Origin of the sequence: Glacieibacterium sp. (genome assembly GCF_965200405.1) — a bacterium.
Classification (GTDB): Bacteria; Pseudomonadota; Alphaproteobacteria; order Sphingomonadales; family Sphingomonadaceae; genus Glacieibacterium.
This window is the reverse complement of sequence record NZ_OZ241356.1, coordinates 3,520,123-3,542,403: the sequence shown is the minus strand read 5'-3', so window position 1 is coordinate 3,542,403 and position 22,281 is coordinate 3,520,123. Positions and strand designations below refer to the sequence as shown.

23 protein-coding genes are annotated in these 22,281 nt (G+C 67.8%); 20 read left to right on the top strand and 3 right to left on the bottom strand.

The window, feature by feature from the left end; genetic code table 11:
- Positions 1–24: 24 nt before the first annotated feature.
- On the bottom strand, positions 25–813 hold the full coding sequence (locus tag ACOFKW_RS16725; RefSeq protein WP_419815258.1) for an NUDIX hydrolase: 789 nt from the start codon (positions 811–813) through the stop codon (positions 25–27).
- A gap of 75 nt (positions 814–888) precedes the next feature.
- On the opposite strand from ACOFKW_RS16725, the gene ACOFKW_RS16720 reads away from it, so the two are divergent.
- Positions 889–1,368, top strand: coding sequence for a PaaI family thioesterase (locus ACOFKW_RS16720; RefSeq protein ID WP_419815257.1), 480 nt, complete (start codon positions 889–891; stop codon positions 1,366–1,368).
- 3 nt (positions 1,369–1,371) lie between these two features.
- Entirely contained in the window at positions 1,372–2,481 is a 1,110-nt protein-coding gene (gene zapE, locus ACOFKW_RS16715) for a cell division protein ZapE (protein ID WP_419815256.1), read from the top strand.
- 126 nt (positions 2,482–2,607) lie between these two features.
- On the opposite strand, the gene ACOFKW_RS16710 is transcribed toward zapE, so the two are convergent.
- Positions 2,608–3,267, bottom strand: a complete 660-nt coding sequence (locus tag ACOFKW_RS16710) for a hypothetical protein (RefSeq protein WP_419815255.1) — start codon at positions 3,265–3,267, stop codon at positions 2,608–2,610.
- 124 nt (positions 3,268–3,391) lie between these two features.
- On the opposite strand from ACOFKW_RS16710, the gene mdh reads away from it, so the two are divergent.
- From mdh to ACOFKW_RS16645, 13 genes are all read left to right on the top strand, one after another.
- Positions 3,392–4,354, top strand: coding sequence for a malate dehydrogenase (mdh, locus tag ACOFKW_RS16705; RefSeq protein WP_419815254.1), 963 nt, complete (start codon positions 3,392–3,394; stop codon positions 4,352–4,354).
- Positions 4,351–5,340 (top strand): biotin synthase BioB, encoded by a 990-nt coding sequence (gene bioB, locus ACOFKW_RS16700; protein WP_419815253.1) that lies wholly within the window; start codon positions 4,351–4,353, stop codon positions 5,338–5,340. Before mdh ends, bioB begins: the two co-directional genes overlap by 4 nt.
- Positions 5,337–6,536 carry an ADP-forming succinate--CoA ligase subunit beta gene (gene sucC / locus ACOFKW_RS16695; protein WP_419815252.1) on the top strand — a complete coding sequence of 400 codons (1,200 nt, stop codon included), beginning with the start codon at positions 5,337–5,339 and terminating at the stop codon, positions 6,534–6,536. Before bioB ends, sucC begins: the two co-directional genes overlap by 4 nt.
- Entirely contained in the window at positions 6,536–7,411 is an 876-nt protein-coding gene (gene sucD / locus ACOFKW_RS16690; protein WP_419815251.1) for a succinate--CoA ligase subunit alpha, read from the top strand. The genes sucC and sucD overlap by 1 nt, the downstream gene beginning before the upstream one ends.
- Positions 7,408–7,791: a VOC family protein gene (locus ACOFKW_RS16685; protein ID WP_419815250.1), complete on the top strand. Its 384-nt coding sequence runs from the start codon at positions 7,408–7,410 to the stop codon at positions 7,789–7,791. Before sucD ends, ACOFKW_RS16685 begins: the two co-directional genes overlap by 4 nt.
- A gap of 88 nt (positions 7,792–7,879) precedes the next feature.
- Positions 7,880–10,729 carry a 2-oxoglutarate dehydrogenase E1 component gene (locus ACOFKW_RS16680; RefSeq protein ID WP_419815249.1) on the top strand — a complete coding sequence of 950 codons (2,850 nt, stop codon included), beginning with the start codon at positions 7,880–7,882 and terminating at the stop codon, positions 10,727–10,729.
- A gap of 4 nt (positions 10,730–10,733) precedes the next feature.
- Positions 10,734–12,065 (top strand): 2-oxoglutarate dehydrogenase complex dihydrolipoyllysine-residue succinyltransferase, encoded by a 1,332-nt coding sequence (gene odhB, locus ACOFKW_RS16675; RefSeq protein WP_419815248.1) that lies wholly within the window; start codon positions 10,734–10,736, stop codon positions 12,063–12,065.
- A 9-nt stretch (positions 12,066–12,074) separates the two neighbouring features.
- Positions 12,075–13,469 (top strand): dihydrolipoyl dehydrogenase, encoded by a 1,395-nt coding sequence (gene lpdA / locus ACOFKW_RS16670; RefSeq protein WP_419815247.1) that lies wholly within the window; start codon positions 12,075–12,077, stop codon positions 13,467–13,469.
- Positions 13,470–13,491: 22 nt separating this feature from the next.
- A complete protein-coding gene (locus ACOFKW_RS16665; RefSeq protein WP_419815246.1) occupies positions 13,492–14,223 on the top strand; it encodes a hypothetical protein in 732 nt (243 codons plus the stop codon).
- 15 nt (positions 14,224–14,238) lie between these two features.
- Positions 14,239–15,282 carry an aldo/keto reductase gene (locus ACOFKW_RS16660; RefSeq protein ID WP_419815245.1) on the top strand — a complete coding sequence of 348 codons (1,044 nt, stop codon included), beginning with the start codon at positions 14,239–14,241 and terminating at the stop codon, positions 15,280–15,282.
- Between the two features lie 37 nt (positions 15,283–15,319).
- Entirely contained in the window at positions 15,320–15,574 is a 255-nt protein-coding gene (locus ACOFKW_RS16655) for an antitoxin MazE-like protein (RefSeq protein ID WP_419815244.1), read from the top strand.
- Entirely contained in the window at positions 15,561–15,896 is a 336-nt protein-coding gene (locus ACOFKW_RS16650) for a type II toxin-antitoxin system PemK/MazF family toxin (protein ID WP_419815243.1), read from the top strand. The genes ACOFKW_RS16655 and ACOFKW_RS16650 overlap by 14 nt, the downstream gene beginning before the upstream one ends.
- Positions 15,893–16,522, top strand: a complete 630-nt coding sequence (locus ACOFKW_RS16645; protein ID WP_419815242.1) for a trimeric intracellular cation channel family protein — start codon at positions 15,893–15,895, stop codon at positions 16,520–16,522. The genes ACOFKW_RS16650 and ACOFKW_RS16645 overlap by 4 nt, the downstream gene beginning before the upstream one ends.
- Here the strand turns inward: ACOFKW_RS16645 and sppA are convergent.
- A complete protein-coding gene (sppA, locus tag ACOFKW_RS16640) occupies positions 16,507–18,414 on the bottom strand; it encodes a signal peptide peptidase SppA (RefSeq protein ID WP_419815241.1) in 1,908 nt (635 codons plus the stop codon). The genes ACOFKW_RS16645 and sppA overlap by 16 nt on opposite strands.
- Before the next feature lie 123 nt (positions 18,415–18,537).
- On the opposite strand from sppA, the gene ACOFKW_RS16635 reads away from it, so the two are divergent.
- From ACOFKW_RS16635 to recN, 5 genes are read left to right on the top strand one after another with little or no spacing between them, the layout of a single operon-like run.
- Positions 18,538–18,837 (top strand): hypothetical protein, encoded by a 300-nt coding sequence (locus tag ACOFKW_RS16635; protein WP_419815240.1) that lies wholly within the window; start codon positions 18,538–18,540, stop codon positions 18,835–18,837.
- Positions 18,834–19,175 (top strand): PRC-barrel domain-containing protein, encoded by a 342-nt coding sequence (locus ACOFKW_RS16630; RefSeq protein ID WP_419815239.1) that lies wholly within the window; start codon positions 18,834–18,836, stop codon positions 19,173–19,175. The genes ACOFKW_RS16635 and ACOFKW_RS16630 overlap by 4 nt, the downstream gene beginning before the upstream one ends.
- Positions 19,176–19,189: 14 nt before the next feature.
- Entirely contained in the window at positions 19,190–19,702 is a 513-nt protein-coding gene (locus tag ACOFKW_RS16625) for a 2'-5' RNA ligase family protein (protein WP_419815238.1), read from the top strand.
- A gap of 45 nt (positions 19,703–19,747) precedes the next feature.
- Entirely contained in the window at positions 19,748–20,524 is a 777-nt protein-coding gene (locus ACOFKW_RS16620; protein ID WP_419815237.1) for an outer membrane protein assembly factor BamD, read from the top strand.
- 10 nt (positions 20,525–20,534) lie between these two features.
- A complete protein-coding gene (recN, locus tag ACOFKW_RS16615; protein WP_419815236.1) occupies positions 20,535–22,253 on the top strand; it encodes a DNA repair protein RecN in 1,719 nt (572 codons plus the stop codon).
- Positions 22,254–22,281: the final 28 nt, after the last annotated feature.

Below are 22,281 nucleotides of genomic sequence, written 5' to 3'. Positions count from 1 at the left end.
GGCGTTACCAAGTCCGCCGCTCGCCTACTCCCGGCGCACGGTATCGAAGCGTTCCTCGGTAATCGGATAATCGCAACCGGCGGGGATGGTCAGCCAGTCGACCCCGTCGCGCACCACGACCTCGGGCTGGATGCGGACCAGCGGCAGTTCGGCGAGGCGCTCCGTCAGCGCGGCGATGGTCGCATATTGTGCCAGGCGCTCAATGTTGCGGCGGGTCGGGAAGACCAGCCCGATCTCGCCCGCGTCGGCGGCGACCAGCGCGGCGGCGGGTGTCGTCCAATGCGCGGCGACGGCCTCGACGCCATCGGGCTCGACCGCCGTGTCGGCATCGACGCGGGCGACATAGAACAGCGTGTCGAAGCGGCGCGACAGGCCGGCGGAGACCGGCGGCACCCAGTGCGAGAAGGGCAGCAGCCGCGCGGCGTCGGCACGGTGGCCGGTGGCGGCGAGGAAGGCGGCATAGGTCGCTGCCTCCGCCTCGTCGGGCACGGCGATGAAGCGGCCGCGCCAATCGGCCAGGGTCGTGGCGTCGAGCGGCGGGCCGTCGGAGAGCAGCACGCCGACCTCCTCCAGCGTCTCGCGCGATGCCGCGATGCGAGCGGCGGCGTCGGCATCGGACAGCCCGCCGAAGCCGCTCGCCGATATCGGGTCGCGCGCCACCGCCAGATCGCCCACGTCGACCTTGCCGCCGGGGAAGACCATCGCGCCCCCGGCAAAGCCCAATCGGCGCGAGCGCTGGGTGAGCAGCAGCTCCAGCCCCGCCGCCGTTTCGCGCAGCAGGATGACGGTCGCGGCGGCGGTGCTCTGGTCCATGTCGCCTGATAAGCGTGAGAGACGCCGGCGCCACAAGGGCTTTCCTTCGCAGGCGCGGCAGCTTAACGCAGGCGCATGCCTCCTCCTGAACCCATTGACGACGGCGATTTCGCCGGTTGGCACCGCTGGCCCCGCGCCAACCAGGGCCGCTTCCACGACCTGCTCGGCGACTTCTACTTCCGCCCGATGCCCAACGGCACGGTCGAATGCCGGATGCCGACCGACCGCCGCCATTCCAACGGCCTCGGCTTCCTGCACGGCGGCTTCCTGATGTCGTTCATCGACATGTCGATGTTCGCCTTCATCTTTCCCCAGCTGCAGAAAAGCGGCGCGGTGACGCTGTCGTGCGCCACCGATTTCCTGAGCGGCGGCATCGTCGGCGAGCCGATCGACGCGACCGGCGAGATCCTCAAGGAAACCGGCAAGATGCTGTTCGTGCGCGGCCTGCTCAAGCAGGGCGACACCATCGTCTGCTCGTTCACGGGCACGATGCGCAAGATCACGCGGCCACCCGGCGCGCCGGTGCCACCGACCCCCAGCGCGGCCGGAGACTGAAGTTTGCCAGACTCACGCTCGGCCTATGATGCACTGGTCGCGGCCGGCGAGCTGCGGCCCGATCCGGAACAGGCGTCGGCGGCGAACCGCCTGTTCGCGCTGCGTCGTGCGCTGGCGGTCCAGCACAAGTCGGGGCTGCTGACCCGCCTGTTCGGTAAGCCGCCGGAGCCGCCCAAGGGCATCTACCTGTGGGGCGGCGTCGGGCGCGGCAAGTCGATGCTGATGGACCTGTTCTTCGCGCATGCGACGGTCCAGCCGAAGCGGCGCGTCCACTTCAACGAGTTCATGCTGGAGATCCACGCCGACATCCACCGTCACCGCGCGTCGTCGAACGAGGACCCGATCCCCGCCGTCGCCGCCGATGTCGCGGCGTCGGCGCGGCTGTTGTGCTTCGACGAGATGCAGGTCCGCGATGTCGCCGACGCAGCGATCATGTCGCGGCTGTTCACGGCGCTGTTCGAGGCCGGGGTGACGATCGTCACGACCAGCAACCGGCCGCCGCACGACCTGTACAAGGACGGCCTCAACCGCCAGCTGTTCCTGCCGTTCATCGCGCTGCTGGAGAGCAAGCTGGAGGTCATCGGGCTCAACGGTCCGACCGACTATCGCATGGCGCGGCTGGGTGGCGGGCCGACCTGGTTCACGCCGAACGGCCCCGAGGCGACCGACGCGATGCGCGCGGCGTTCTTCCGGATGACCGACTTCTCGCCCGACGACAGCGGGAACGTGCCGTCGGAGACGATCCCGGTGCCGGGCGGGCGGACGCTGTTCGTGCCCAAGTCGCTTAAAGGCGTCGCGGTGTTCTCGTTCGCGCGGCTGTGCAAGCAGGCGCTGGGGACCGCGGATTACCTGGCGGTGGCGCGCAAATATCATACCGTGCTGATCGTCGGCGTCCCTCGACTGTCACCCGACCAGCGCAACGACGCGGCGCGCTTCGTCACGCTGATCGACACGTTGTACGAGTACCACGTCAATCTGCTGGTCGCCGCCGACGTGCCACCGGCCGAGCTGTACCCGGAGGGCGACGGCGCATTCGAGTTCGAGCGGACGGTGTCGCGACTGATGGAGATGCAGTCGGCGGAGTATCTGTCGCAGGGGCATGGGTTAGGCTGAGTTCTGCTTTGTCATCCCGGCGAAGGCCGGGACCCATTCAGCTCGTTTATGGGTCGGTTCGCGATCACGAAGCGGGCGCTGAATGGGTCCCGGCCTTCGCCGGGATGACGGTCGTGTTTTGCGGCCTCAGCTCACCTCCACCTTTCGCCGCCGCGCATTGATCGCGCACGCCGCGACGAGCAGCAGGATCGCCAGCGACAGGAACGGCGCGCCGGTCTTGACGAACACCGTCAGCCCGAGCAGCCCGAACACCGCGACCCCCAGCCCGAGCCAGCGCGTCATGCCGCGCAGATGCTGGAGCATCGCCAGCCCCAACGCGCCGCAACCGACCGACAGCCCGGCGAACTTGGCCGCGCTGCCCGCCGCCAGCAGACCCATCATCGGCTGTGTGACGAACGGCCAGCGCCCGCCGATCCACAATTGCGTCGCCGTCTCGACGACATCGCCGAGCAGCGCGATACCGAACAACAGCAGCGCCACGCGCCGCAGCCGCCCGCTCGCCAGCGCCACCGTCGCCAGCACGACCAGCAGGCCATAGCTCGGGATGAAGGCGATCAAATCGGCGCGATTCATGCTGTTGAGCACGTGCAGTCGCTCGGTGCAGCCGATCGCGGCGCTGACCGCCTCGGGGTTGCGCGCCATCTGGAACGCGCCGAGTGCACTGGTGGCGCTGACCGGGCCGCCGTCGCTGCACGCCACCGCGGCCTGGGTGGTGAACCACCAGCTCAGTACCAGCGTGGCAATACCCGCCACCGTCGCGCCGCGTGCCGCGCGTACCCTGTCCATCCGTCGAAGCTCCTCTCAAAAGCAAAGCCTGTCACGGTTGCGGGGGCGCGGCAACCGGGCTATCCCCCGCCCGCACCCTCATCGCCCCCATCCGCGCCCCCGCGCCGACACGGAGATATTCGACATGGCACGCAACAAGATCGCCCTCATCGGCGCCGGCAACATCGGTGGGACGCTGGCGCATCTCGCCGCGCTCAAGGAGCTTGGCGACGTGGTGCTGTTCGACGTCGTCGAGGGCGTGCCGCAGGGCAAGGCGCTCGACCTGTCGCAGTGCGGTCCGGTCGAAGGCTTTGCCGGCAAGATCACCGGGACCAACGACTATGCCGACATCGCCGGCGCCGACGTCATCATCGTCACCGCCGGCGTGGCGCGCAAGCCAGGCATGAGCCGCGACGACCTGCTCGGCATCAACCTCAAGGTCATGAAGGCCGTCGGCGAGGGCATCGCCGCCAACGCCCCCGGCGCCTTCGTGATCTGCATCACCAACCCGCTCGACGCGATGGTCTGGGCGCTGCGCGAATTCTCCGGCCTGCCGCACAACATGGTCGTCGGCATGGCGGGCGTGCTCGATTCGTCGCGCTTCAGCCACTTCCTCGCCGAGGAGTTCCAGGTTTCGGTCAAGGATGTCACCAGCTTCGTGCTCGGCGGCCACGGCGACACGATGGTCCCGGTCATCTCCTACTCGACCGTCTCGGGCATCCCGGTCCCTGACCTGATCAAGATGGGCCGCTCGACGCAGGCGCGCATCGACGCGATCGTCGCCCGCACCCGCTCCGGCGGCGGCGAGATCGTCGGCCTGCTCAAGACCGGCTCGGCCTATTACGCCCCGGCGACCAGCGGCATCGCGATGGCCGAGGCCTATCTGTACGACCAGAAGCGCCTGCTCCCGGCCGCCGCCCACCTGACCGGCCAGTACGGCATCGACAATCTGTACGTCGGCGTGCCGGTCGTCATCGGTGCCGGCGGCGTCGAGCAGATCGTCGAGATCGCCCTCGATGACGAAGCCAAGGGCAACCTCGACGTCTCGGTCGAAGCGGTCAAGGAACTGCTGGTGGCCTGCAAGGCGATCGACGGCTCGCTGGCGTGAGCCTGGGAGCTGCCCCGGTGGTGCGCAACGACTGGACCCGGCTGGAGATCGCCGGGCTGTTCGACCTGCCGTTCGTCGAGCTGATGTTTCGCGCCCAGACGGTGCACCGGGCGCGGTTCGACCCGACCAAGGTGCAGAAGTCGCAGCTGCTGTCGATCAAGACCGGCGGTTGCCCGGAGGATTGCGGATATTGTGCGCAGTCGGTGAACTTCATGACCGGGGTCAAGGCCGACAAGCTGATGCCGGTTGCCGAGGTCATCGCCGAGGCGACGCGCGCCCGTGACGGCGGGGCGTCGCGCTTCTGCATGGGCGCGGCGTGGAAGAACCCCAAGGACCGCGACCTGCCGGCGCTGGCGGCGATGGTCACCGGGGTCCGCGCGCTTGGGCTGGAGACGTGCATGACGCTGGGCATGCTCAGCCCGGCACAGACGGCGGTGCTGGCCGAGGCCGGGCTGGATTATTACAACCACAACATCGACACTTCGCGCGAGTTCTATGCCGATGTCGTGACGACGCGGACCTATGACGACCGGCTCGACACCGTGGCGAACGTTCGCGGGGCGGGCATCGGCGTGTGCTGCGGCGGCATCATCGGCATGGGCGAGAGCCGCGAGGATCGCATCGGCCTGATCGCGACGCTGGCGACGATGCCCGAGCATCCGGGCAGCGTGCCGATCAACGGCCTGGTGCCGATCGCCGGGACGCCGCTGGGCGACGCCATCCTGTCGGGCGCCGCGCCCGCCATCGACGGCATCGAGTTCGCGCGCACTGTGGCGGTCGCCCGCATCACCATGCCCGACGCGATGGTCCGGCTGTCCGCGGGCCGCGAGGCGATGAGCGACGAGACGCAGGCGCTGTGTTTCCTTGCCGGGGCCAATTCGATATTCGTCGGCGACCGCTTGCTGACCACTGCCAATCCCGGGGTCGATCGTGATACCCGCCTGTTCGAAAAGCTTGGGCTGAGCCCGATGGAGGCATTCGCATGAACATCCACGAATATCAGGCGAAGGAAGTCCTCGCCAAGTTCGGGGTGCCGATCCCGATCGGTTACGCCGCGATGACCGTCGAGGAAGCCGTCACCGCCGCCGGCAAGCTGCCCGGTCCGCTGTTCGTCGTGAAGTCGCAGATCCATGCCGGTGGCCGCGGCAAGGGCAAGTTCAAGGAGCTGCCACCCGAGGCCAAGGGCGGCGTCCGCCTCGCCCGCTCGCTCGACGAGGTTCGCGCCGCCGCGACCGACATGCTGGGCAACACGCTGGTCACCATCCAGACCGGCGAGCACGGCAAGCAGGTCAACCGGCTTTACGTGACCGACGGCGCCGACATCGCCAAGGAGTTCTATCTCGCACTGCTCGTCGACCGGGCCTCGGGCGAGATCGCGCTGGTCGCCTCGACCGAGGGCGGCATGGACATCGAGACCGTCGCGCACGACACGCCCGAGCGCATCCACACCTTCCTCGTCGACCCCGCCGCCGGCATCCAGCCGCACCACGGCCGCAGCGTCGCCTTCGCGCTCGGCCTGTCGGGCGATCTGTTCAAGCAGTGCGTCTCGGTCGTCGAGCAGGTCTACAACGCCTTCGTCGCCACCGATGCCTCGCAGATCGAGATCAACCCGCTGGCCACCACCACGGACGGCAAGCTGCTCGTCCTCGACGCCAAGGTCGGCTTCGACAGCAACGCGCTGTACCGCCACCCCGACCTGGTTGCCCTGCGCGACCTGACCGAGGAGGACCCAGCCGAGGTCGAGGCTTCGAACTACGACCTCAGCTATATCAAGCTCGACGGCACCATCGGCTGCATGGTCAACGGCGCCGGCCTGGCGATGGCGACGATGGACATCATCAAGCTCAACGGTGCCGAGCCCGCCAACTTCCTTGATGTCGGCGGCGGCGCGACCAAGGAGAAGGTTACCGCGGCGTTCAAGATCATCCTGTCCGATCCGAACGTGAAGGGCATCCTGGTCAACATCTTCGGCGGCATCATGCGCTGCGATATCATCGCGGAAGGCATCATTGCGGCGGCCAAGGAAGTGAACCTCAGCGTGCCGCTGGTCGTCCGCCTCGAGGGCACCAACGTCGAGCTCGGCAAGGAAATCCTGGCCAATTCGGGCCTGCCCATCATCTCGGGCGACAATCTCGGTGACGCAGCGGCGAAGATCGTCGCCGAAGTGAAGAAGGCTGCCTGATGTCGATTCTCGTAAACGCCGCCACCAAGGTCATCTGCCAGGGCTTCACCGGCAAGCAGGGCACCTTCCATTCCGAAGCCGCGATTGCGTACGGCACCAAGATGGTCGGTGGCGTCGCGCCGGGTAAGGGTGGCTCGACCCACCTCGACCTGCCGGTGTTCAACACCGTGCTGGAAGCCAAGGAGCGTACCGGCGCCGATGCCTCGGTCGTCTACGTGCCGCCGCCCTTCGCCGCCGACGCCATCCTCGAGGCGATCGACGCCGAGATCCCGCTGATCGTCTGCATCACGGAAGGGATTCCCGTGCTCGACATGGTCAAGGTCAAGCGCGCGCTCAGCGGTTCCAAATCGCGCCTGATCGGGCCGAACTGCCCGGGCGTGATGACGCCGGGCGAGTGCAAGATCGGCATCATGCCGGGCAACATCTTCATGAAGGGCTCGGTCGGCGTCGTCTCGCGCTCCGGCACGCTGACCTATGAGGCGGTCCACCAGACCACTGCGGTCGGCCTCGGCCAGACCAGCGCGGTCGGCATCGGCGGCGATCCCGTCAACGGCACCGACTTCATCGACATCCTCGAACTCTACCTCGCCGACCCGCTGACCACGTCGATCATCATGATCGGCGAAATCGGTGGCTCCGCCGAGGAGGACGCAGCCGACTTCATCCGCCTCAACAAGGTCAAGAAGCCGATGGTCGGCTTCATCGCCGGGCGCACGGCACCTCCGGGCCGCCGCATGGGCCATGCCGGTGCGATCGTCGCCGGTGGCAAGGGCGGTGCCGAGGACAAGATCGAGGCGATGAAGCGCGCCGGCATCCGCGTCTCGGATTCGCCGTCGCAACTCGGCACCACGCTGGCGGAGTTGCTCCGCGGGTGACTGTCAACGGGCTCGATCACGTCAATATCCGCACTGTCTCGATGAGCGAGACGGTGCGGTTCTTCACCGACGTGCTCGAGCTCACCGCCGGACCGCCGATCAGCGGACTCGATCCGGCGCGCTATACCTGGATCTACGACGGCACCGGCCGCGCGCTGTTTCATCTCGATTCAGCGCCGGCCCGGGGCAGCGGCGATACCGGCCCGCTCGATCATGTCGCGCTCGATTGCAGCGGCCATGATGCAATGACGGCGCGTCTCGACCGGCTGGGCATCGCATACCGTTGCAATCACGTCGTCGCGAGCGATCTCAAGCAGGTCTTCGTCACCGAGCCGAACGGTATCCTGCTGGAATTGAACTTTCGTTCCGGGCGCCACTAACGGTAAACATGCGAGCCATGCGTCCGTAGCGGGTGACATTGGCGACATGCGCCGCTACATCGCCGGGCGAGTGCGAGAAGGACGCGTAATGGATTACGAGGCGTTGCTGCCGACGGCGGAGGATAGCGCCGGCCCATCATGGGGTCGCGCCGACTGGCCAGTGGTTGCCGGGGACGAGCTGACTCGGTCGCTCGATGCCGCGACCATCGTGCTGCCGCCGAAGGCCGACAAGCCCAAGGCCGGGGCGCCGGTCGCGCCCGCTGCCGCCGCTGCTGCACCCACCGCCGTTGCCCCCGATGCCGATGCCGTCCGTCGCGCCGCGCAGGATTCGATCGCCGCGCTGATGCTGATCCGCACCTATCGGGTGCGTGGCCATCTTGCCGCCAACCTCGACCCGCTCGGGCTGTCGAAGCGCGAGCTGCCCGCCGACCTGACGCCGGAATATCACGGCTTCAACGAGGGCGACCTCGACCGCGAAGTCTATATCGGCGGCCATCTCGGCATGGAAAGCGCCACCATCCGCGATCTGGTGACCGTGCTGCGCGCCAACTACTGCGGTAACGTCGGCGTCGAGTACATGCATATCAACGACGTCGAGGAGCGTCGCTTCATCCAGGACCGGATCGAAGGCCGCGACAAGGAAATCCAGTTCTCCGAACTCGGCAAGAAGGCGATCCTCAACAAGCTGATCGAAGCCGAGCAGTTCGAACGCTTCCTCGGCCGCAAATATGTCGGCACCAAGCGCTTCGGCCTCGACGGTGGTGAATCGATGATCCCGGCGATGGAGTCGATCATCAAGATCGGCGGCCAGAACGGCATCCAGGAAGTCGTGTTCGGCATGCCGCACCGCGGCCGGCTCAACATGCTCGGCAACGTCATGCAAAAGCCGTTCCGCGTCATCTTCCACGAGTTTTCGGGCGGCTCGGCCAATCCCGACGACGTCGGCGGCTCGGGCGACGTTAAGTACCACCTAGGCACCTCGACCGACCGCGAGTTCGACGGCAACAAGGTCCATCTGTCGCTGACCCCGAACCCCTCGCACCTGGAGGCCGTCGACCCGGTTGTGCTCGGCAAGGTCCGCGCCATCCAGACGGTTCGCAACGACCAGAACCGCGAGCAGGTGCTGCCTGTTTTGATGCACGGCGACGCGGCGTTCGCAGGGCAGGGCATCGTCGCCGAGTGCTTCGGCTTCTCGGGCGTCCCCGGCTACAACACCGGCGGCACCATCCATTTCGTCGTCAACAACCAGGTCGGCTTCACCACCAGCCCGCAGTTCGCGCGCTCGTCGCCGTACCCGAGCGACGTCGCCAAGATCGTCCAGGCGCCGATCTTCCACGTCAACGGCGATGATCCCGAGGCGGTGACCTTCGTCACCAAGGTCGCCACCGAGTTCCGCCAGGCGTTCAAGCGCGACGTCGTCATCGACATGTGGTGCTACCGCCGCTTCGGCCATAACGAGAGCGACGAGCCGAGCTTCACCCAGCCGCTGATGTACAAGGCGATCGCCGGCCACCCGCCGGTCAGCGAGCTGTATGCCAAGCGCCTGACCGCCGAGGGGGTGATCGACGCCGCCTGGTACAAGGACAACATCGACCAGTTCGTCACCCGGCTCGAAGGCGACTTCGAGGCGGCTGCAGGCTTCAAGGCCAACAAGGCCGACTGGTTCGAGGGTCGCTGGTCGGGCCTCGGCAAGCCCAAGGAAGAAGTCACCGGGCGCCGCGCTGCCGTCACCGGCGTCGCGGCGGGCGAGCTGCGCACCGTCGGCAAGACGCTGACCAGCGTGCCGCCGGCCTTTGCCATCCACAAGACGCTGGCGCGCATCCTCGAGGCCAAGGCCGCGACGCTCGATGCCGGCGAGAACATCGACTGGGCGACCGGCGAGGCGCTGGCGTTCGGGACCCTGCTGGAGGATGGCTACGGCGTCCGCCTGTCGGGCCAGGACTCCGGGCGCGGCACCTTCAGCCAGCGCCACTCGGTCTGGGTCAGCCAGGACGACGGCAGCAAGTACGTGCCGCTGAAGGCGATCGATCCCAAGTTCGAAGTCCTCGACAGCCCGTTGTCGGAGTTCGGCGTTCTCGGATTCGAGTATGGCTATTCGCTCGCCGACCCCAAGACGCTGGTGCTTTGGGAAGGCCAGTTCGGCGACTTCGTCAACGGTGCGCAGGTCATGATCGACCAGTTCATCGCGTCGGGCGAGGTCAAGTGGCTGCGCGCCAATGGCCTGGTGATGCTGCTGCCGCACGGCTTCGAAGGGCAGGGGCCGGAGCATTCGTCGGCACGCATGGAGCGCTTCCTGCAACTGTGCGCCGAGGACAATCTCCAGGTCGTCAACTGCACGACGCCGGCCAATTACTTCCACGTCCTGCGCCGCCAGATGCTGCGCGACTTCCGCAAGCCGCTGATCATCATGACGCCGAAGTCGCTGCTGCGCCACAAGCGGGCAGTGTCGACGCTGGGCGACATGGACGCCGGCACCAGCTTCCACCGCTGCCTCGACGACCTCAACCCGGTCGCGGACGAACAGGTCCGCCGGCTCGTGCTGTGCAGCGGCAAGGTCTATTACGACCTGCTCGAAGCGCGCGAGAAGAACGCCCGCGACGACATCTACCTGCTCCGCGTCGAGCAGCTGTACCCGTTCCCGAGCGACGTCATCGCCGACTATGCCAAGCGCTTCACCAATCTGGAGGAAGTCGTCTGGGCCCAGGAGGAGCCGATGAACGCCGGCGCCTGGACCTTTGTCGCGCCGTACCTCGAGACCGCGCTCGGCAAGCGTCCGACCTATGCCGGGCGCGCGCCCGCCGCGGCGACCGCCACCGGCCTGATGCGCCGCCACAACGCCGAACAGGCCAAGCTGATCGCGGAAGCGCTCGGCGCCAGCCGCTCCGAAGTCACCGCGGCGATCCGCGGTGGCCTCAAGTCGACCCAGAACGCAGGATAATCTCATGGCAACCGACGTCACCATCCCGGCGCTGGGCGAATCGATCACCGAGGCCACCGTCGGCCAATGGCTGAAGAACCCCGGCGACAAGGTCGCCGCTGACGAGCCGATCGTCAGCCTCGAAACCGACAAGGTCGCGGTCGAAGTGCCGTCGCCGGTCGCCGGCATCATGGGCGAGCAGCTGGTCAAGGTCGGCGACACCGTCGTCATCGGCGCGACCATCGCCCGGATCGAGGGCGCCGCCGGTGGTGCCGCACAGGCTGCCGCACCGACGCCTGCCGTGGTCGAGAGCGCTGCCAAGCCCGCGGCGGAGGCACCAAAGCCTGCTCCTGAGGCGCCGAAGCCTGCGCCCGAGGCTGCCAAGCCTGTCGAGACCAAGATCGACGTGCCTGCACCCGGCGCCCAGGCGCCTGCGCCCAAGGCCGAGCCGGCTCCAGCCGCCGATCCTTACGACGCGATGGCCCCCGCCGTCCGCCGCCTGCTCGGCGACTATAACCTCGATGGGAAGTCGATCACCGGCACCGGGCTCGAAGGCCGCCTGACCAAGGCCGACGTCCTCGCTGCGATCGAAGCCGGCACCGCCAAGGTCGTCGGCGCCGCTGCTCCGGCCGCTGCCGCCACCGATGCTGCGCCGACCCGCAAGGAGGAGCGCGTCCGCATGACGCGCCTGCGCCAGACCATCGCGCGCCGCCTGAAGGAAGCGCAGAACACCGCGGCGATGCTGACGACGTTCAACGACGTCGACATGACCCAGGTGATGGCCGCCCGCGCCCGCTACAAGGATCTGTTCGAGAAGAAGCACGGCGTCCGCCTCGGCTTCATGTCGTTCTTCGTCCACGCCGTGACGCTGGCGCTGCGCGACGTCCCCTCGGTCAACGCCGCCATCGAAGGCGACGAGATCGTCTACCGCGATTATGCCGACCTCGGCATCGCGGTATCCTCGCCGGGTGGCCTCGTCGTGCCGGTCCTGAAGAACGCCGACAAGCTGACCTTCGCGCAGACCGAAAAGGCCATCGGCGACTTCGGCAAGCGCGCCGGCGCCGGCCAGTTGAAGCTGGAGGACATGCAGGGCGGCACGTTCACGATCACCAACGGCGGCGTCTTCGGCTCGTTGATGTCGACGCCGATCCTCAACACGCCGCAGTCGGGCGTGCTCGGCATGCACCGCATCGAAGAGCGCCCGGTCGTCCGTGACGGCCAGATCGTCATCCGCCCGATGATGTACCTCGCACTCAGCTACGACCACCGCCTGGTCGACGGCCGCGAAGCCGTGACCTTCCTGGTCCGCGTCAAGGAAGCGATCGAGGACCCGGCCCGCCTGCTGATCGACCTGTAAGGAAGCCTGATGACCGACTTCGATTTCGACGTGGTGGTGATCGGCTCGGGTCCCGGCGGCTATGTCGCTGCGATCCGCGCCGCCCAGAACGGCCTGAAGACCGCCTGCGTCGAGAAGCACTCGCGGCTCGGCGGCACCTGCCTCAACGTCGGCTGCATCCCGTCGAAGTCGCTGCTCCACGCCACCGAATATTTCGAGGAGGCCAAGGAAGGCCATCTGGCGAAGTTCGGAATCACCTTCGGCGACGTCGCGATCGACCTGCCCACCTTGATGGCGGAGAAGGACAAGGCGGTCGGCGAGTTGACCGGCGGTGTCGAATTCCTGTTCAAGAAGAACAAGGTCGAGTGGATCAAGGGCCTCGGCGAGTTCGTCGACGCACACACGCTGAAGGTCGGCGACCGCACCGTCACCGCGAAGAACTTTATCATCGCGACGGGTTCGGAAGTCGCCAGCCTGAACGGCGTGACGCCCGACGGCGAGGTCATCATCACCTCGACCGAGGCACTGAGCCTGCCGAAGATCCCGGAGCATCTGGTGGTCATCGGCGGCGGCTATATCGGCCTGGAGATGGGCTCGGTCTGGCGGCGGCTGGGTGCCAAGGTCACGGTCATCGAATATGCACCGCAGATCGTCCCGGCGATGGACGCCGAGATCGGCAAGGCGTTCGCGCGCATCCTGCAGAAGCAGGGCCTGGAGCTGCGCACCTCGCTCAAGGTCGTCGAGGCGCGTCGTGAAGGCGCCGGTGCGATCGTCGTCGTCGAGCCGACCGCCGGTGGCGAGCGCGAGGAGATCGCCGCCGACATCGTGCTGCTGTCGACCGGTCGCCGTCCGAACACCAACGGGCTGAACATCGATGCGACCGGCCTGAAGCTGGAGCGCGGCCGCGTGCCGATCAACCCCGACTTCTCGACCAGCGTCCCCGGCATCTGGGCGATCGGCGATGTCGTCGAGGGCCCGATGCTGGCACACAAGGCCGAGGACGAGGGCATTGCCTGCGCCGACAACATCGCGGGCCGCAACGGTATGGTCAATCACGCCGTCATCCCGGCGGTGGTCTACACCCACCCCGAGGTCGGCACGGTCGGCAAGACCGAGGAGGAGCTCAAGGCCGCGGGCGTCGACTACAAGGTCGGCAAATTCCCGTTCAGCGCCAATAGCCGCGCCAAGGCCAACCGCGACACCGACGGCATGGTCAAGGTGCTGGCCGATGCCAAGACCGACCGCGTGCTCGGCGTCCACATCATCGGCGCGGTCGCCGGCACGATGATCGCCGAGGCCGCGCTGGCGATGGAGTTCGGCGCCTCGTCGGAGGATATCGCCGCGACCTGCCACGCGCATCCGACGCATACCGAGGCGCTGAAGGAAGCCGCGATGGCGGTGACAGGCAAGCCGATCCACATGTAGTCCCGCCACGGAGGGTGCCGAGATGGAGCTTGCGAAAGCGATCTGGGCGGCGCCGTTCTGGCTGATTGCGATTGCCGCCATCGTCTATGTCGGGCGCAGCGCCTTCGATGCGGCGCTCAAATCCCGGCTCGGCGCTATCGAGAAGCGCGTCGATGCCTCGCTGGCGATCAAGCAGGGCCTGCGCGGGCACGAGCAGGACGAGCTGGTCGAGTTTCGCGTCGCCGTCGAGAAGTGGGAGTATTTTCTGCAATCCTGCGTCGGCGACCTGACGATGCGCGCCGAGGCCCAGCAGTTCGCCCCCGCCGATTTCCACGACCGTGACTCCGAGCTGTTCGGGGAGGTTCGGCTGACGGCGGTCAAGGCCTCGATCTTCCTGCGCGACCCGACGCTGGAAAACGAGCTGCTGCAAACCATCACGACGATCCGCCGCCTGTATTATCCCAAGCTCGAAACGACGATGCGCGAGCTGCTGGAGATCCAGGGCCAGATGCTGCCCTATCTGACGCGCCTCAAGCTGTACGAGGCGAGCGGACTGAAGGACCTGGGCGTCGCGCTCAACGCCGACGAGGCGGCGGTGCTGATCGGCCTGCGGCACCAGATGACGGCGTCGATCGGACGCTATGCCGAGGGTCTGGTCGCCGACTATCGCCCGATTGCCGAACAATTGTGGGAACTAAAGGACAAGATCAATGTCCATATCTACCGTCCCCTGACAACCCACGCTATCGACGAGCCGCCATGCCCGGCGCGCTGACCCTGGAGCTTTCCTATGCGCTACAATCGCCTCGGCACGACCGGCCTGTTCGTCTCGGAGCTGTGCCTCGGCACCATGACCTTCGGCGGCGAGACCGGAATCTGGAAGCAGATCGGCTCGCTCGACCAGGGCGATGCGGAGGCGCTGGTCAAGGCCGCGGTCGAGGGCGGGGTCAACTTCATCGACACCGCCGACGTCTACAGCAACGGCCGGTCGGAGGAGATCACCGGCCAGGCGCTCAAGTCGCTCGGCATCAACCGCGACGAAGTCGTCATCGCGACCAAGGCCTATGGCGAGACCGGCAACGGGCCGAACGCCCGCGGCGCCTCGCGCTACCACCTGGTCGATGCCTGCAAAGCCAGCCTGAAGCGGCTCCAGCTCGACCACATCGACCTGTACCAGATCCACGGTTTCGACGCCGCGACGCCGATCGAGGAGACGCTGCGGGCGCTCGATACGCTTGTCCAGCACGGCCATGTCCGCTACATTGGCGTGTCGAACTGGGCGGCGTGGCAGATCACCAAGGCGCTGGGCATCTCGGAGCGGCTCGGGCTGCACAGCTTTGCTTCGCTGCAGGCCTATTACACCGTCGCCGGACGCGACCTGGAGCGCGAGATCGTGCCGATGCTGGCGTCGGAGGGCGTCGGCCTGATGGTGTGGAGCCCGCTGGCGGGTGGTTTCCTGTCGGGCAAGTACACCCGCGACGACGACCAGGGCGACGGTGGCCGGCGCACCAACTTCGACTTCCCGCCGGTCGACAAGCCGCGCGGCTTTGCCGTGATTGACGCGATGCGGCCGATGGCGGAGGCACGCGGCGTCTCGGTGGCGCAGATCGCGCTGGCCTGGCTGCTCCACCAGCCGGTGGTCAACAGTGTCATTATCGGCGCCAAGCGTCCCGACCAGCTCGCCGACAATCTCGCGGCAACCGAGGTCAGCCTGTCCGCCGACGACTTGGCCGCACTCGACGCCGCCAGCAAACTGCCCGGCGAATACCCGGGCTGGATGTTCGAGCGTCAGGGCGAGTATCGCCGCAACCTGCTGAACGCCCCGCGGCGGTAAGCTTGCGGGTGGCTAGGCGGCGCGCTAGGCTGATTTGGTGAACGAACACATCGCCCCGAGCAGGTTTCGCCGTTACCGCGGTGGTCGACGTGTCGCAGGCCTGCGCGAGGTGCGCCTGTGGGTTCCCGATATCAGTTCGCCGGCGTTTATCGAACAGCTCGCCCGCGAGTCCGCCTTGATCGACGCTGCGCCCGATGACGAGTGGCAAAGCATCGTCGATGCCGAACTGGCAACTCTGGACGAGTGGGCAAGCCCCGAGACCAGGTCCTTGCCTGCCGATGAAGCGCGGTGACATCGTCAGTGTTGCCCTCCAAGGCAATGCTGGCAAACCCCGCCCGGCGCTGGTCATTCAGTCCGACCTGCTTGGCGCGACGTCCACTGTCCTGGTGATCCCGTTCTCCTCGACGTTCTTCCCTGTCACGTTCCGGCGGGTTACGATCGCACCAGCCCCTGGAAATGGGCTGGCGGAGGTCAGCCAGTTGATGATCGAACGGATGGCAAGTATCCGGCGGGACAAGTGCGGCCCGGTCTTTGGTCAGGTCTCGCCCGATCAGCTGGCGGAAGTCGATGCGCGTCTGGCATTTGTCCTAGGTCTTGGTGAGGTCCTGGCTTGAACCCGTTGACCATCGAGAGCGCCCGTCCCCTGCTCGCCGCCCTCGACTATGCCGGGGTGGCGGTGTTCGCGGCTTCGGGCGCGTTGGGCGCGGCGCGGGCAAAGCACACCATCGTGACCTTCGCCTTCTTTGCTGCCGTGACCGGCGTCGGCGGCGGGACGTTGCGCGACCTGCTGATCGGCGCCCCGGTATTCTGGGTCTACCGCTCCGACTATCTGGGGGTGTGCATGATCGCGGCGGGGCTGGTCTGGCTGCTCAAGGCGGATCGGTGGCGGATGGACGCGCTGTTGTGGCTCGATGCGATCGGCATGGCGGCCTATGCGGTGGTCGGTGCGGCCAAGGCGCTGAGCTATGGGGTGCCGCCGCTGGCGGCCACCGCGATGGGCGTGTTGACGGCGTGTTTCGGCGGTATCGTTCGCGACGTGCTGGCCGGACAGCCGTCGATCCTGCTGCGCCGCGAGATCTACGTTTCAGCCGGCGCACTGGCCGCGGTGGTCTTCGTCGGGCTGCATCTGGCGGGGGTCGACAACAGCCTTGCCGGCGTGGTCGGCGCCGCCGCCGGCTTCACGCTGCGAGCGATAGCCCTGAAATGGGACGTCGCCTTGCCGGGTTACCGCGACGCCTGACCGGTAACCACCGCGAACGCCTTGGCCAGCCAGGCCTCGGCCCGCGTGACATCTTCCAGCCGTGGCGGCGTGACCGTGGCGCAGGCGAGGCAATGCACCTGCACCGTCGGGCCGGCGGCGATCGCCTGGGCTTCCCCGACCGACGACAGCATCCGCAGCCGCGACAGGCGAGTGGCGCGCGCGAATGGATCGCGGATGCTGGCGTCGGTCTCGGCGCCCTCGTCGTTGTCGTCGCTGCCGAAGACGCTGGAGAGCAACTGGAACGGCAGGTACCGGCTCTTCTCGATGTCGACGGTGCGGACGTCTGCGGGCAGGTCGGCACGCTTGGCCGCGGCGGCGACCGCCATGTCGAGGCCGCCGAGATGATCGACGAGCTTGAGGTCGCGGGCCGTGTTGCCGGCCCAGACGCGGCCCTGGCCGATCTCGTCGACGCGGGTCACCGGCAGGGCGCGGGCGCGGGCGACCAGCCCGGTGAAGCGGCGGTACACATCCTCGACCGAGGCTTGGAGGATCGCCTTGGTGTCGGGCGTCAGGCCACGGATGGCGTCGGGGTCACCCGAGTAGGGCGTCGACTTGACCCCGTCGGTGCCGATGCCGAGTGCCTTGAGAGCGCGATTGAACGTCGGCACGACCGCGAACACGCCGATCGAACCGGTGATTGTCGAGGCTTCGGCAAAGACTTCCTGCGCCGCGGTCGACACCCAATAGCCGCCCGATGCGGCGACGGTGCCGAACGAGGCGACGACGGGCAGCCCCTTGTTGCGCGCCTCGGTCAGCGCCTCGCGGATGCGTTCGGAGGCGAGCACTGAGCCGCCCGGGGAGTCGACCCGGACGACCAGCGCCTTGATGTCGTCGTTCGCCACGGCCTTTTCGATCTGCGCCGAGATGGTGTCGCCGCCGGCGCTGCCCAGCGGTGCCTGGCCATCGACGATGGTGCCCGAGATGTAGACGATGCCGACCGCCGGGCCGCTGCCGCTGGTCCTGGTGGCGTCGCGGTAGGTGCGCAGCTTGACGGCGTTGTAGCTGCCCGGCTGGCTGTTGGCGCCGGCGCCGACGAGCTTGGCCATCGCGCGCCCGAAGTCGGCGCGCGTGCCGAGCTGGTCGACCAGCCGCGCCTTGACCGCGGCCTGGGCGAAGTCGCCGCCGGCCTCGCCGATGCGGGCGGGAAGATTTGCCAGGAAGGCGTTGACGTCGACACCCGGCCGCGCCTTGGCGACGTCGGTGGCGTAGGTCTTCCACAGGCTGTCGACGAGCGCCTGTTCCGCCGCCTTGGCTTCGGGCGAGGATTCGGTGCGGGTGAACGGCTCGACCGCCGACTTGTAGGTGCCGACGCGGAAGACATTGACGTCGACGTCGAGCTTGTCGAGCGCCGCCTTGAAGTACAGGTTCGGGCCGCCGGGACCGGTCAGCAGCACGCCGCCAAGCGGGTTCATCCAGACTTTCGTGGCGTGGCTGGCAAGATAATAGCCGTCGTCGGCATAGGCGGTGGCATAGGCAATGACTGGCTTGCCGGCGGCCCGCGTCGCATCGAGTTCGCGGCCGATCGCCTGCAGGTCGGCTTCACCCGAGCCGAGGAAGGTGTCGAGGTCGAGCACGACTGCCTTGATGCGGTTGTCGGTACGCGCCGACTTGAGCGAGGCGATGACGTCGCGGCCCTGGATCTGGCGCGGCTGCTGGACGCCGCTGGCAAAGGCGAAGGGCGAGCGCTCCGAGGCCTGGTCGACGATCGTGCCGTTGAGGTCGATGACCAGCGCCGCGCCCGACGGTACCGACAACGGCGCGCGGGTGTGCAGCACCGCCCACAGCAGTCCGAAGAACAACAGCAGCAGCAACAGGACGAGCAGGTCCTTGACGCCGACGATGAACGCCCATGTGCCGCGAACGAATGCCATGCCGACAACCCTGATTTCGTGCCTGTCGCCGCTATAGACCAGCGGCATGGTCCGTCCAGTGGCGCCGCTGCATCATCTCGCCGCGGACGGAACACACCGTCGCGGTCTGCCGTTCGCCCGAAGATGGAAACAGCTGCAAATTGGGTCGCACCGATCGCCACGACGCTGGCCGCGGTGATGGTGGCGGCCAACCTCGGGACCCGCATCACGGGTTGGGGCTTCATCGTCTTCAGCGTCGGCTCGATCGGCTGGATCGTCATCGGCGCGGTGACTGGGCAGGGCAATCTGCTGTGGCAGAACGTCTTCCTGCTCGCCGTCAACCTGGTCGGCGTGTGGCGCTGGCTCGGTATCCGGGCGCGCTACGAGAAGGGCGCCGGCGCGGCGACCGAGGCGACGGCGCAGATCTTCCGGCGGCGGCGATGAGCCCGCCCGACGAGGCCGAGGTCGCCGGCGCGGCGCAGACGACGCTGGTGGCGGCTGGCGCACTACTCGAATCCTCTGTGCTCGGCAGCGACGGCAAGGCGCTCGGCAAGGTCGCGGAGATCATGATGATCGCCGGCAAGGGCGACATCGCCTATGTCGTGCTGGCGAGCGGCGGCATGCTCGGCATTGGCGAGACGCTGCATGCGGTGACCTGGTGCGACTTCACCATCGACCCGGCGGACGGTCACCTGTCGCTGCCCATGACGGCGGCGGAGCTTGCGGCCCGGCCCGGGTTCGACAAGGATAACTGGCCATCGAGTGCGTCGTCCGCCTCGTGACGCAAGAGCATCCGATGACCACCGACCACCGCCCGCTGATCCTGACCGCGCGCCCCGACGAGCCGGCACTGGCGCGCTTCGAGGCGCTGCGCCGGGCGCATTATCCCGCTGCGATCAACCGCGTCCCCGCGCACATCTCGATGTTCCACCAGCTGCCGGGCAGCGAGTATGAGGCCGTCGTCGACCGGCTCAAGTTCGCCGCGCGCCACACGCCGGCGCCGGATGTCGAGGTCTACGGCTTGCGGTCGCTCGGCAAGGGCGTCGCGATCACCCTGCGCTCGCCGGGGCTGGAGGCGCTGCGGGGCGACCTGGCCGAGGCGTGGTCGCCGCTGCTCATCGCCCAGGACCGGCAGGGCTGGCGCGGTCATGTCACCATCCAGAACAAGGTCGACGCGACCACTGCGAAGGCGACGCTCGCGGCGTTGAGCGCGGCCTTTATCCCTTGGCAATGTCGCATCGTCGGGGTCGATGTCTGGCGCTATCTCGATGGCCCGTGGGAGCATCTGAAGACCGTCGCATTCCGGTAGCGGCAACGCTTGGCACTCCCGCGCCACTCGGGTAGAAGCGCGCGCATGATGTCATCCCGTGTTCGCGCGTTTACGCTGCCGCTGGTCGCAACCACCATGGTCCTGACGGGGTGCGCCTCGAGCAAGGTCAAGAAGGACCGCGCCTACATCGCCCTCGACGTCGAGACGCTGTACAACGCCGCGCGCGACAGCCTCGACAAGCGCAATTACAAGCTCGCCGCCGCGCAGTTCGACGAGGTCGAGCGCCAGCATCCCTATTCGGTCTGGGCCCGCCGTGCCGAGTTGATGAGCGCGTTCAGCTATTATGTCGCGCGCCAGTACACCGACGCAATCTCGTCGGCGCAGCGCTTCTTGTCGCTGCACCCGGGCAGCAAGGAGGCGCCGTACGCCTATTACATCGTCGCGGTCAGCTATTACGAGCAGATCAGCGACGTCAGCCGCGACCAGAAGATCACCCAGCAGGCGCTCGACGCGTTGAGCGAGCTGATCCGCCGCTATCCCAACACGGACTATGCCGCCGACGCGCGCTTGAAGATCGACCTGACCCGCGACCATCTCGCGGGCAAGGAGATGACCATCGGCCGCTTCTACGAGAACGATCACCAGTATCTCGCCGCCGTGCTACGCTTCCGCAACGTCGTCGACAATTACGACACCACCAGCCACGCTCCCGAGGCGCTGCACCGCCTGGTCGAATGCTATCTCGCGCTGGGTATCCCAGAGGAAGCGAAGCGGGCAGCGGGCGTGCTCGGCTACAATTACCCGGGTTCGAAATGGTACGAGCGGTCGTTCGCGCTGATCGGCAAGAAGGCCGCCGCCTGACCGGCAGCCCATGCTGACGACGCTCGACATCCAGGGCGTGGTGCTGATCGAGGCCTTGCGGCTGGATTTCGCCGATGGCCTGAGCGTCCTGACCGGTGAGACCGGCGCGGGCAAGTCGATCCTGCTCGACAGCCTCGGCCTGGCGATGGGCGCGCGCGCCGATGCCGGGCTGGTGCGCACCGGGACCCCCCAGGCCCGCGTCACCGCCTCGTTCGACCTGCCGGCCGCACATCCGGTACGCGCGCTGCTGGAGGACAATGGCTTCGATCCGCCCGAGGACGACCAGATCATCCTGCGCCGCGTCGTCAAGGCGGACGGTGGCAGTCGCGCGTTCGTCAATGATGCGCCGGTGTCGGCGGCGTTGCTGCGCGAGATCGGCGCGGCGCTGATCGAGATCCACGGACAGCAGGACGACCGCGGGCTGCTCAACGCGCGCGGCCACCGGGCGCTGCTCGATGCCTTTGCCGGGCTGCGCGCTGAATCTGCGGCGGTAGCGGGGGCCTGGTCGACCTGGGCGGCGGCCGTCGCGGCGCGGGCCGATGCGGGCGCGGCATTGGAAGCGGCGCAGCGCGACCGCGAATGGCTGACCCATGCGGTCGAGGAACTGACGGCGCTCAAGCCGCAACCGGGCGAGGATGCCGAACTCGCCGCCGAGCGCACGACGATGCAAAAGGGCGCGCGGCTGGCCGACGACCTTAACGCGGTGGCGGCGCTGGTCGATGGCTCCGACGGTGGCTTTGCGCGGCTGCGATCGGCGGCGCGGCGGCTCGACCGGATCGCGCCCGAACATCCGCTGCTGACCGAGGCGGCGGCGTCGCTCGACCGGGCGATCATCGAGGCCGGCGAGGCGGAAGGCTATCTGGCGGCGTCGGAGGCGGCGCTGGCGATCAACCCGGCGCGGCTCGACGAGGCGGAGACGCGACTGTTCGAACTGCGGGCGGCGGCGCGGAAATATCGGGTCGAGCCCGACGCGCTGGCGGCGCTGGCCGAGGACATGACGGCAAGGGCGGCTGCGCTCGACGCCGGGGAGGCCGGGCTGGCCGGTCTCGACAAGGCGGTGGCATCGACACGCGCGGCCTATGTGAAGGCGGCCGAGGCATTGACCAAGGCGCGCACGGCTGGTGCGGCGAAGCTCGACGCCGCCGTGATGGAGGAGCTCCGCCCGCTCAAGCTCGACGCCGCGCGGTTCCGCAGCGCCATCGTCCCGCTCGACGAAGCCGTCTGGGGTCCGACCGGGCGCGAGCGCGTCGAGTTCGAGGTTTCCACCAACCCCGGCGCGCCGTTCGGAGCGCTGACCAAGATCGCCAGTGGCGGCGAGCTGTCGCGCTTCGTGCTGGCACTCAAGGTCGCGCTGGCGGGTACCGGCAGCGCCGGCACGCTGATCTTCGACGAGATCGACCGCGGCGTCGGCGGCGCGGTCGCCAGCGCCATCGGCGACCGGCTGGCCCGGCTGGCGCAGACCACGCAGGTGCTGATCGTCACGCACAGCCCGCAGGTCGCCGCCCGCGCCGCGCATCAATGGCGCATTGCCAAGTCGAGCGATGGCCAGGTCACCCGCACCGGTGTCGTCGAGCTAAGCACCCTCGATCGCCGCGAGGAGATCGCCCGGATGCTGTCGGGCGCCGAGGTGACCAACGAAGCGCGGGCGCAGGCCGACCGGCTGCTTGGATTGTCGTCGCAGCCTGCCCAGAAGCTGTCGACCGACGCAGCGATCGCGCGTTTGCTGTAGCTTCGTTGGTCGCCACGACCGGCAGCGC

What these genes read in the sequence shown, in the direction of transcription:
- ACOFKW_RS16630 (WP_419815239.1), top strand. Translation starts at nt 18,834, where the DNA reads ATGAGCCCGCCCGACGAGGCCGAGGTCGCCGGCGCGGCGCAGACGACG.
- sppA (WP_419815241.1), bottom strand. Translation starts at nt 18,414, where the DNA reads ATGGCATTCGTTCGCGGCACATGGGCGTTCATCGTCGGCGTCAAGGAC.
- ACOFKW_RS16720 (WP_419815257.1), top strand. Translation starts at nt 889, where the DNA reads ATGCCTCCTCCTGAACCCATTGACGACGGCGATTTCGCCGGTTGGCAC.
- ACOFKW_RS16680 (WP_419815249.1), top strand. Translation starts at nt 7,880, where the DNA reads ATGGATTACGAGGCGTTGCTGCCGACGGCGGAGGATAGCGCCGGCCCA.
- ACOFKW_RS16620 (WP_419815237.1), top strand. Translation starts at nt 19,748, where the DNA reads ATGATGTCATCCCGTGTTCGCGCGTTTACGCTGCCGCTGGTCGCAACC.
- odhB (WP_419815248.1), top strand. Translation starts at nt 10,734, where the DNA reads ATGGCAACCGACGTCACCATCCCGGCGCTGGGCGAATCGATCACCGAG.
- sucC (WP_419815252.1), top strand. Translation starts at nt 5,337, where the DNA reads ATGAACATCCACGAATATCAGGCGAAGGAAGTCCTCGCCAAGTTCGGG.
- ACOFKW_RS16665 (WP_419815246.1), top strand. Translation starts at nt 13,492, where the DNA reads ATGGAGCTTGCGAAAGCGATCTGGGCGGCGCCGTTCTGGCTGATTGCG.
- recN (WP_419815236.1), top strand. Translation starts at nt 20,535, where the DNA reads ATGCTGACGACGCTCGACATCCAGGGCGTGGTGCTGATCGAGGCCTTG.
- ACOFKW_RS16710 (WP_419815255.1), bottom strand. Translation starts at nt 3,267, where the DNA reads ATGGACAGGGTACGCGCGGCACGCGGCGCGACGGTGGCGGGTATTGCC.
- ACOFKW_RS16625 (WP_419815238.1), top strand. Translation starts at nt 19,190, where the DNA reads ATGACCACCGACCACCGCCCGCTGATCCTGACCGCGCGCCCCGACGAG.
- ACOFKW_RS16650 (WP_419815243.1), top strand. Translation starts at nt 15,561, where the DNA reads ATGAAGCGCGGTGACATCGTCAGTGTTGCCCTCCAAGGCAATGCTGGC.
- lpdA (WP_419815247.1), top strand. Translation starts at nt 12,075, where the DNA reads ATGACCGACTTCGATTTCGACGTGGTGGTGATCGGCTCGGGTCCCGGC.
- sucD (WP_419815251.1), top strand. Translation starts at nt 6,536, where the DNA reads ATGTCGATTCTCGTAAACGCCGCCACCAAGGTCATCTGCCAGGGCTTC.
- ACOFKW_RS16635 (WP_419815240.1), top strand. Translation starts at nt 18,538, where the DNA reads ATGGAAACAGCTGCAAATTGGGTCGCACCGATCGCCACGACGCTGGCC.
- ACOFKW_RS16725 (WP_419815258.1), bottom strand. Translation starts at nt 813, where the DNA reads ATGGACCAGAGCACCGCCGCCGCGACCGTCATCCTGCTGCGCGAAACG.
- ACOFKW_RS16660 (WP_419815245.1), top strand. Translation starts at nt 14,239, where the DNA reads ATGCGCTACAATCGCCTCGGCACGACCGGCCTGTTCGTCTCGGAGCTG.
- mdh (WP_419815254.1), top strand. Translation starts at nt 3,392, where the DNA reads ATGGCACGCAACAAGATCGCCCTCATCGGCGCCGGCAACATCGGTGGG.